Here is an 8,914-nt window from a genome sequence, read left to right on the forward strand (position 1 = left end):
CCCCACGCTGCGGATCGTTGCCCTGGTGGCCACCGGCACCCGCGGCCTGATCGGCGCGACGGTCGGCTCGGCCGAGGACGGCGACGAGGTCACCTTCGCCCGCGGCCTGCTCCCTCACCCCTCCACCAGCAACCCGCTCGACAACCCCCAACACCGCTTAACTACGCGGCATTGCTTCGCGATGGCCTTCGGCCACCCTTGACAGGCCGACCCGTCCCGGAATGCCAAAGACTGTCGGGAAGCCCCCAGGGAAACGGCCGGGAGGGAAGCGAGGGCAGGAGGGTCAGTCAGAGACCCTCGACCCCTCCCCGCCCGGGCAGACCCGAGATGCGGGCCGACATCCATCGGATTCCGGGCCGGGGGCTGCCAGGCCACACGAAATGGCGACCAGACCGTTCAGCGGTCCTGGTGCCGGTCCCAGGCGCATCGGATCGCTACGCGCTTCACTCCGTATAGCGTCCACCGCCCGTCCTGGGCTGGTACCTGCACGGAAGGACGATCGGATGGGCCTGGAAGGCCGACAGCCGCATCAGATCGCTACGCGTTGCGCATATTCAAGCGTCCGGCGTCCGGCGTCCGGCGTCCGGCGGCCGGCGTTCGGTGGCCGTCCTGGGCCGGACACCGGGGCTACCGGGCCCGGGGTGAGTGGGCCCGGGGTGAGTGGGTCGCGGGACGTGTGAGCTAATGGCTTCATGGCCAAGGCAGTTCGCAGGAATGTGCTACCCGTGGTGCAAGCGGCAGGTGCCAGTCTGGGGTCGTACGACCACGTCGACGCGGTAGCCGTCGACCTTCCCCCGGGCACGAACGCCGAGGGCTTCGCACGACTGCTGATGTCGAATCGTCCACGCTGGACGGGCCGGCTGATGGCCGTGCGCGACAGGCTGGTCGCTCCCTTCGGCCTGCGGGTGCAGGAGCGTGCGCCGGCACAGGACACCCGCATCGAGCCGGGAGGCGGGAAGGGACCCTTCAGGGTCCTGGAGGTCCGTGAGGACGAGATCCTCTGTGGCGACGACGACAAGCACCTGGACTTCCGTGCCTCGTTCGCGGTCCGCCCCAGGGCCGACGGACCGGGTCTGGAGGGCGTCTGCACCACGGTCGTCCGTTTCAACCGGCCGGTCGGCCGTCTCTACTTCAGGCTCATCGAGCCCTTCCACCACCTCATCGTTGCCTCCATGATCGCCCGTGCCGCTTCCTGACCACACGCGTGCCGAAGGCGGCGCCTGCCCGCCCGCCAGAGCCATCCGATCGTCCTTCCGTGCGGGTACCAGCCCCGGATGGCCGCCGGACGCTGTGCCGTGCGAAGCGCGTAGCGATCCGATGCGTCTGCCGCCCGGGCCTTGGGCCGTGAGGGATGTGGGGCCCGACACGGAAGGACAGTGAGACTGACGGGAACCCCCCAGCCCTCCCTGATGCGGGCCAGGTCAAGTCCCGCCGCCCCATACCCCGCCCCGCCCCGCTACCTTGGCCGGATGTACGAGTTGAAGACCGAGCGTCTGGTGCTGCGCGGGTGGCGGGAGTCCGATATCGGGCCCTGGGCGGCGATGAACGCCGACCCGGAGGTCCGCAGGTACTTCTCCAGGGTGCTCACGCCCGAGCAGAGCGCGGCGTCCGCCGCTCGCTTCCAGGCGGCCCTGGAGGAGCGGGGCTGGGGCTGGTGGGCCGTCGAGGTCGTGGCCACCGGTGAGTTCATCGGGCTCACCGGGCTGGACCCCGTCGACGAGGGCATGCCCTTCACCGGGGTGGAGGCCGGCTGGCGGCTGGCACGCTCCGCCTGGGGGCAGGGGTTCGCCACCGAAGCCGCCCTGGCCGCCGTGTCCTTCGGGCTGGACGCCCTCGCCCTGCCCGAGGTCCTCGCCGTGACGGCGGCCACCAACCTCCCCTCGCAGGCGGTGATGCGGCGCATCGGGATGACGTACGACCCCGCCGGGGACTTCGACGACCCCGAGGAGCCCGAGGGCCCGCTGCGCCGCAACGTGCTCTACCGGCTGGCCGCCGCCCCCCGGTAGTCCCCCGCCCGCCCCCACCCACCCCTCACCCCACCCCCACGAACCGCACCCCCACCCCCGGACGCGCCTGGGCCGCCGCGTCCAGGGCCGGGCCCTCCGGGACCACGCCGACCACCGGGTAGCCCCCGGTCACCGGATGGTCGGCCAGGAACACCACCGGCAGGCCGTCCGGGGGCACCTGCACCGTGCCCAGTACCATTCCCTCGCTCGGCAGCTCCCCGCCCCGGGCGCGGGCGAGCGGCGGGCCCGCCTCGGTGCGCAGGCCGATGCGGTTGGACGCCGCCGACACCCGGTAGCGCGCCGTCAGCAGCCGGGCCAGCGAAGCCCCCGTGAACCAGTCGGCGCGCGGCCCCGGCCGCAGCGGGAGCACCAGCTCGCCCGGGACCCCCGGGGCCCCGGGCGCCGCCGGCACCCGCAGGGCGTCCGCCCCGGACACCGGGCCGGGCCCCGGGGGTCCCACCGGCAGTACCGTCCCGGCCGTCAGGACCGGCGGGCCCAGCCCCGAGAGCAGGTCCGTCGCGCGGCTGCCCAGCACCGGCGGGACGGCGAACCCGCCCCGCACCGCGACGTAGCCGCGCAGCCCGGACTCCGCCCGGCCCACGTCCAGCTCCGCCCCCGCCCGCAGCCGGACCGGCGCACCCCAGGCCGCCGGGCGCCCGCAGACCCGTACCGCGCAGGGAGCCCCGGTCACGGCCACCATGACCGGGGACAGGGCGCGCAGCGTGACCCCGTCGAAGGTGGTCTCCAGCGTCGCGGCACCGGCCGGATTGCCCAGCAGCCGGTTGGCCAGGGCGTGCGCGGCGGCGTCCAGGGCGCCCGAGCGGGGTACGCCCAGGTGGGCGTACCCGGGGCGGCCCAGGTCCTGGAGGGTGGTCAGGGCGCCCGCCCGCAGCACCAGCAGCTCCGTCATGCCCCCGCCTCCGTGAACCGCACCCGTACCCCGGGCGCGAACAGTGCCGCGGGATCCCGCGCCGGGTCCCACAGCACCGCGTCGGTCGACCCGATCAGCTGCCAGCCGCCGGGGGAGGAGCGCGGGTAGACCCCCGCGTACTCCCCGGCCAGCGCCAGCGAACCCGCCGGGACGGCCGTACGGGGCGTGGCGCGCCGGGGCAGCCACAGCCGCTCCGGCAGCCCCGTCAGGTAGCCGAAGCCGGGTGCGAACCCGCAGAAGGCCACCCGGAAGACGGTGCCGCCGACCAGCCCCGCGACCTCGTCCCGCGCCACGCCCCAGGCCGCGGCCACCTCCGCGAGGTCGGCGCCGTCGTACCGTACGGGGACGGTGACCAGCGGCCCTTCGGTCTCCGCGAGCGGCGGCACCTTCCAGCCCGCGATCCGGGCCGCCAGCGCGGCCGGCCGCGGTACGCCGTCCAGCAGCACGGTCCGGGCGGCCGGCACCACCTCCCGTACGCCCTCCAGCTCGCCCGCGTCCCGGCGGCGCAGCAGCTCGGCGTGGAGCGCGGCCACCTCGTGCGCCGAGTCCACCTCGACCAGCAGGGCCCGCGCCCCCACCACCAGGGCCCTCACGCGAAGGCCTCCACCCGCACCCCGGCCGCGCCCAGCGCGTCCCGGACCCGCCGGGCCAGCTCCGCCGCCCCCGGGGTGTCCCCGTGCACGCACAGCGAGCGGGTGGCCACGGCGATCCGGCTCCCGTCGGCGGCTGTCACGGAGCCCCCGGCGGCCATCCCCACCGCCCGCGCGACCACCGCGTCCGGGTCGTGGACCACCGCTCCGGGCTCGCCGCGCGGGACCAGCGTCCCGCCGGGCGTGTACGCCCGGTCGGCGAAGGCCTCCGGTACGGGCTCCAGTCCGGCCTCCGCGGCGGCGGCGAGGAGCCGCGACCCGGGCAGGCCCAGCACCGGCAGCCCGGCCTCCCCGGCGGCGAGCCGGACCCCGGCGACGACCGCGCCCGCCTGGGCCGCGTCGTGCACGGTGCGGTTGTAGAGGGCGCCGTGCGGTTTCACGTACGACACCCGGGACCCGGCGGCGCGGGCGAACACCTCCAGGGCCCCGATCTGGTAGGCGACCTCGTCCGCCAGCTCCCCCGGCGGCACGTCCATCGAACGCCGTCCGAAGCCCGCCAGATCGCGGTACGAGACCTGCGCGCCGATGCGTACGCCGCGTTCGGCGGCCAGCTCGCAGACCCGGCGCATGATCGAGGGATCGCCGGCGTGGAAGCCGCAGGCCACGTTGGCGCTCGTGACCACGGACAGCAGGGCCGCGTCGTCGGTCAGCGTCCACCGTCCGAAACCCTCGCCCAGGTCGGCGTTGAGGTCGATCGGGGCCGCGGGAGATGTGATCATGGAAGCCATGCGGCGAGCGTAGAACAGGGCACGCGCGTCCCTCCACGACGGCGGGGACGATCCGGCCGAACCATGCCGTTTGGGATGTTGTCCGTGACACCGCCTAGTCTTTCCGTCGTGACTCTCCCTGCCCCGGCGAAGACCCTCGCGTCCCCGGCGCCGGGCCCCGCCGCCGACGAGGGCCTGGCCCGTCGGCTGCGCGCCCTCGCCTGCACCGCCCCGCTGCACGACCTCGACGTCCGCAAGGCCAATCTGGCCGGCGAGTACGGGGTCTACGCCATGGCGGAGGTGGCGCTGTCGGCGATCGACCTGGTCACGCTCAACATGGACTTCGACACAGGGGCCGACCACGAGCAGATAGTGGCCCGCCTGCTGCCGCGCGTCGCCGCCCAGGCCCCCGCGCGCCCGGCGGCCGAGCACGAGCGCGTCGCGCGCTGGGTGCTGGAGAACCTGATCAACGTGGGCAGCGTGGACCGCGGCTTCCGCGCGATCTACGGCACCTTCGGCCCGGACGGCGTGTACGTCCGGCGCGACTACGACTTCAAGCTGATCGAGGAGGTCCCGGGCTACGGCGGCGCCGTGTACCTGCGCACCACCGACGAGGCGGTCAACGTCCTGGTCGGCGCGCTCGACACGGACGTCACCAGCGCGCAGATCGCCGCCGAGGTCAAGCTGGAGGTGCTGATCAGCCGCGGCCGGCTCGCGGACGCGCAGCTCGCCGCCGAGCAGGCCCGCTACCGCACGGTCCAGTACGCCGAGACGTTGCGCCGCACCCTCGACGCGACGCGGCGCAACGTCCGCGCCGTGGACTGGCTCCGGGCCGTCCCGGACATGATCGCCGAGGCCCTCGACCACGTCGCCGACCGCTACCGGCACGAGAACGCGATCCTCACCAACATCCGCAAGGCGCGCGACGAGGCGGAGGACCCGGACAACAAGCGGCGCGCGGCCGAACTCGTCGACATCGTCAAGGACTGCATCCGCCGGCACACCCAGCTCCAGTCCCGGCTGCTCGACGCCGGCCCGCTCTTCCGTGCCGAACAGGACCGCCAGGCCTTCGCCGCGCCCGCCCCGCGCTCCGGCATCGACCTCTACGGCCAGCTCGTGGCCCCCCTGCTGCCGCTGCCGCTGGAGCGGGCCACCCGGGTCACCGACGCCTTCTTCGCCGCGGGCACCGGGCTGCGCACCCCCGTCTCGGTCCGGGTCGCCGACCTGGTGGAGATCCTGCTGACCCCGCCCGTGGAGCGGGAGCACCTCGGCGTGGAGATGCCGGAGCCCGACCTGATCGCCACCCCCGACGACAGCCGCTTCAGCGAGGAGCAGCTCGCCCGCGCGACCCGGCTCCTGGACCTCCCGCACGACGCCCCGCGCCGGCTGTCCGGGCTGCTCGCCGAGGCCCGGCGCGACGACCCGGACCTGCCCTACCTGGTGGCCCTGCTGGCCGTCCACGCCGCGAGCCCGGCGGTGGGCACGGCGTACCGCCAGGGCGAGGAGCGCATGCTGTTCGCCGTGGACGACGGCACCGAGCTCGACGACCCGGAGTTCGGCGGTGCGGACCTCATCGTCGGCACGGCCCTCCTGGACGCCGCCGGCATGGCGGCCGACCGCGCGGAGGCATCGTGACCCCGCCCCGCCCGCGCCCCGGCCACCGCCGCGCCCCGGCCGGCACCCCCACCGCACCGACCCCGCACCGCACCGCCGAGGAGACGTACCAGTGAGCGACCACCACGCCGAGCGCCCCGCGTGGAGCGAGCCGCACCCCGCGTGGAGCGAGTCCGAGGCGCCGTCGGCTCCCGCCGCGCCCGCCGCCGGGTCCGTCACGCCCGCCGACGCCGCCGACGCGGCCCGCCTCGTCGCCTTCGGACTCCAGCCCCGGCTGCTGCCCGCCCGCGACGCGGAGTACGCCGAGCTGCTGCGCCGCTACCGCGAGGAGCCCCCCTTCGGGCGGCTCGCCGACGCCGTCGCCACCGGCCTCGGCCTCGTCGTCCTGGAGGTGTCCCCCCGCGCCGGGATGGCCGTCGCCGCCGCCGAGGACTCCGTCTTCGCCGTCCGCATGGGCGACTACGCCCGCCGTACCGCCGCCGACGGCGGCGACCGCTTCCTGCACGGCCTCGCCCACCTCGCCGTCGCCGCCCTCGCCTTCCCCCGTCCCGAGGACCTCGCCGACAACGGCTACATCGGCCGCGTCACCGTCAACGGCGTCGACGCCTTCGTCCGCCAGACCTGCCGCCGCCTGGAGGAGCGCGCCGAGGAACTCGGCGAGAACACCGACCCCGCCTCCGACGCCCCCGGCCTGGAGGCCGCCTGGCGGGTCTACGCCCGCCGCAGCGCCACCGGAGCCACCAAGGACGCCCGCCGGCTCGCCGGCTCCACCACCGGCATCGTCGGCAAGGCCGCCGCCTTCCTCACCGAGTCCGGGTTCCTCCAGCGCACCGGCGACGAGGCGGGCGGCACCTACCGCACCACCCCCCGCTACCAGCTCCAGGTCCGCGACATGGCGGGCAGCGCGGCCATGGCCGAACTCCTGGAACTGGGCGTGGTCCCCGTCAGCGACGGCTCCGCCACCCTGCTGCCGCCGCCCGAGGGCGACGACCTGGAACTGGCCGCCGACGCGGGCCTGCCCTTCCACGCCTGAGCACGCACCCGATCCCGTACGCCCCCCACGCACACGACCCACGACAGAGCACGAGAGTCCGCCGCCATGTACGAGCTGTCCCGGATCCGCCTCTACTCCATCGGGCCCGCCGGCGCACGCTACGCCGACACCGTGCTCGACCTGCGGGGAGTCGGTGAGCCGGTGCCCCACCCGGCGCCCGCCCAGGCGGAGTTCTTCGAGGACGAGCCCACCGGGCCGCCCCGGCGCCCCGCGCCCGCCGGCGTGCTCTTCCTGGAGAACGGCGGAGGCAAGTCCGTCCTGCTCAAGCTGATCTTCTCGGTGATGCTCCCCGGCCACCGCAACACCCTCGGCGGCGCCAGCTCCGGCGTGCTGCGCAAATTCCTGCTCGCCGACGACTGCGGCCACGTCGCCCTGGAGTGGCAGCACACCCAGACCGGCGAATGCGTGGTGGTCGGCAAGGTCAGCGAGTGGCGCGGCCGGCAGGTCTCCAACGACCCCCGCAAGTTCGCCGAGGCCTGGTACTCCTTCCGCCCCGGTCCGGGTCTGAGCCTGGACAACCTCCCCGTCGCCGAGGCCACCGCCGTACGCCCACCCGTCGAGGGAGCCTCCGGCGCCCAGGGCCGACGCCGCACGATGAAGGGCTTCCGCGACGCCCTCACCGAGGCCGGGAAGGCGTACCCGCACCTGGAGGTGTACTTCGAGGAGATCCACGACCGCTGGAACGAGCACCTCACCGAACTCGGCCTCGACCCCGAACTCTTCCGCTACCAGCGCGAGATGAACGCCGACGAGGGCGAGGCGGCGGGCCTGTTCGCGGTCAAGAAGGACTCCGACTTCACCGACCTGCTGCTGCGCGCCGTCACCGACACCCGCGACACCGACGGCCTCGCCGACCTGGTCCACGGCTTCGGCAACAAGCTGGGCCGCCGCGCCGAACTGATGGCCGAACGCGACTTCACCGCGGGCTCGGTGGACCTCCTCACCCGCATCGTCGAGGCCGCCGAGACCCGCTCCCGGCTGCGCGACGTCCACGCCGGCGCCGAACGCCGTACGCGCACCCTCGCCCGGCGGCTGTCCGCCCGCGCCGGCGCGGAACGCGGCCGTGCGGCCGACCTCGCCCAGCGGGTCACCGGCGCTGCCCACGAGGTCACCGCCGCCGAGGCGCAGCGCACCCGCAGCGCCGCGGTCTCCGCCGAACTCGCCTACCGCCACGCCTCGCTGGCCCTGACCGTGGCCGACAAGGCCGCCGCCGCCCAGCGCCGCGAGCTCCTCGAAGCCCGCACCCTGCACTCCGCCTGGCAGGCCGCCGAGACCGTGCTGCGCCACCGCGCAGCCGCCGACCGCTCCGCCCGGGTCGCCGCCGCGATCCTGGAGGCCGAGCGGGACGCCGCCCCGGCCCTGGCCGCGCGCGCCACGGCCGCCGCCGAGCTGGTACGGGCCCTGCACACCGCCGCCGAACAGGGCGAGCGGGCCGCCAACGAGGAGGAGGAGCGCTCCGCCGGGCTCCAGGACATCGGCGAGACCGCCCACCGCGACGCCACCTCCGCCGCCACCGCCGCCCAGCGCGCCCGCAGCGAGGCCGAACACCTGCGCACCCGCCTCGCCGAGGTCGCGCAGGAGACCGCCGAGGCCGTGAAGGCCGGCTGGCTCGACGACACCGCGCCCGACGCGGACCCGGCCCGCGCCGCGCTCGCCGCCAGCGACGCCGAGAAGGTCGCCGTCGCCGCCTGGGAGGAGTCCCGAGAGGCCGCCCGTGCCGCCGCCGACGCCGCCCGCGAAGCCACCGCCGCCGAATCCCGCGCCGAGCTCACCGCCGCCCGCGCCGCCGACGCCGCGGAAGCCGCCGAAGCCGCCCACGCGGCCGAGGGACGAGCGGCCGCCTCGCTGGCCGCCTCGCCCCGCCTGGCGGAGCTGCTGGGCCTCCCGTCGGCCCCCGACACCTTCCTCCCGCGCCCGCGCGGGGGCGCGCAGCCCGGCCCCGGAGAGATCGG

General features: G+C 75.6%; 8 protein-coding genes and 1 pseudogene. 6 read left to right on the forward strand and 3 right to left on the reverse strand.

Features of this window, described 5'->3' with window-relative positions; all coding sequences use genetic code 11:
• The 3 genes from ACEPPI_RS38495 to ACEPPI_RS38505 all read left to right on the forward strand — a co-directional run.
• On the forward strand, positions 1-202 hold a 202-nt coding region (locus ACEPPI_RS38495; RefSeq protein ID WP_373919911.1), incomplete at its 5' end, for a hypothetical protein.
• Positions 203-725: 523 nt separating this feature from the next.
• Positions 726-1,196, forward strand: a complete 471-nt coding sequence (locus ACEPPI_RS38500; RefSeq protein ID WP_373919912.1) for a DUF2867 domain-containing protein — start codon at positions 726-728, stop codon at positions 1,194-1,196.
• A 273-nt stretch (positions 1,197-1,469) separates the two neighbouring features.
• Positions 1,470-2,006, forward strand: a complete 537-nt coding sequence (locus ACEPPI_RS38505; protein ID WP_373919913.1) for a GNAT family N-acetyltransferase — start codon at positions 1,470-1,472, stop codon at positions 2,004-2,006.
• A 25-nt stretch (positions 2,007-2,031) separates the two neighbouring features.
• Here the strand turns inward: ACEPPI_RS38505 and ACEPPI_RS38510 are convergent, their stop codons facing one another.
• From ACEPPI_RS38510 to ACEPPI_RS38520, 3 genes are read right to left on the reverse strand one after another with little or no spacing between them, the layout of a single operon-like run.
• A complete protein-coding gene (locus tag ACEPPI_RS38510; protein WP_373919914.1) occupies positions 2,032-2,916 on the reverse strand; it encodes a biotin-dependent carboxyltransferase family protein in 885 nt (294 codons plus the stop codon).
• On the reverse strand, positions 2,913-3,530 hold the full coding sequence (locus ACEPPI_RS38515) for an allophanate hydrolase subunit 1 (protein WP_373919915.1): 618 nt from the start codon (positions 3,528-3,530) through the stop codon (positions 2,913-2,915). Before ACEPPI_RS38515 ends, ACEPPI_RS38510 begins: the two co-directional genes overlap by 4 nt.
• Positions 3,527-4,315, reverse strand: a complete 789-nt coding sequence (locus tag ACEPPI_RS38520) for a LamB/YcsF family protein (protein ID WP_373919916.1) — start codon at positions 4,313-4,315, stop codon at positions 3,527-3,529. Before ACEPPI_RS38520 ends, ACEPPI_RS38515 begins: the two co-directional genes overlap by 4 nt.
• Positions 4,316-4,423: 108 nt before the next feature.
• Here ACEPPI_RS38520 and ACEPPI_RS38525 point away from each other — a divergent pair, with 108 nt between their 5' ends.
• The 3 genes and pseudogenes from ACEPPI_RS38525 to ACEPPI_RS38535 all read left to right on the forward strand — a co-directional run.
• The gene (locus tag ACEPPI_RS38525; RefSeq protein WP_373919917.1) at positions 4,424-5,929 is read left to right on the forward strand and encodes a hypothetical protein; all 1,506 of its coding nucleotides are present in this window, start codon (positions 4,424-4,426) and stop codon (positions 5,927-5,929) included.
• 91 nt (positions 5,930-6,020) lie between these two features.
• On the forward strand, positions 6,021-6,941 hold the full coding sequence (locus tag ACEPPI_RS38530) for a hypothetical protein (RefSeq protein WP_373919918.1): 921 nt from the start codon (positions 6,021-6,023) through the stop codon (positions 6,939-6,941).
• A 66-nt stretch (positions 6,942-7,007) separates the two neighbouring features.
• Positions 7,008-8,914, forward strand: a pseudogene (locus ACEPPI_RS38535) (hypothetical protein); the annotation flags it as partial.

It is taken from the genome of Streptomyces sp. AB3(2024), from assembly GCF_041862025.1.
Lineage (GTDB): Bacteria > Actinomycetota > Actinomycetes > Streptomycetales > Streptomycetaceae > Streptomyces.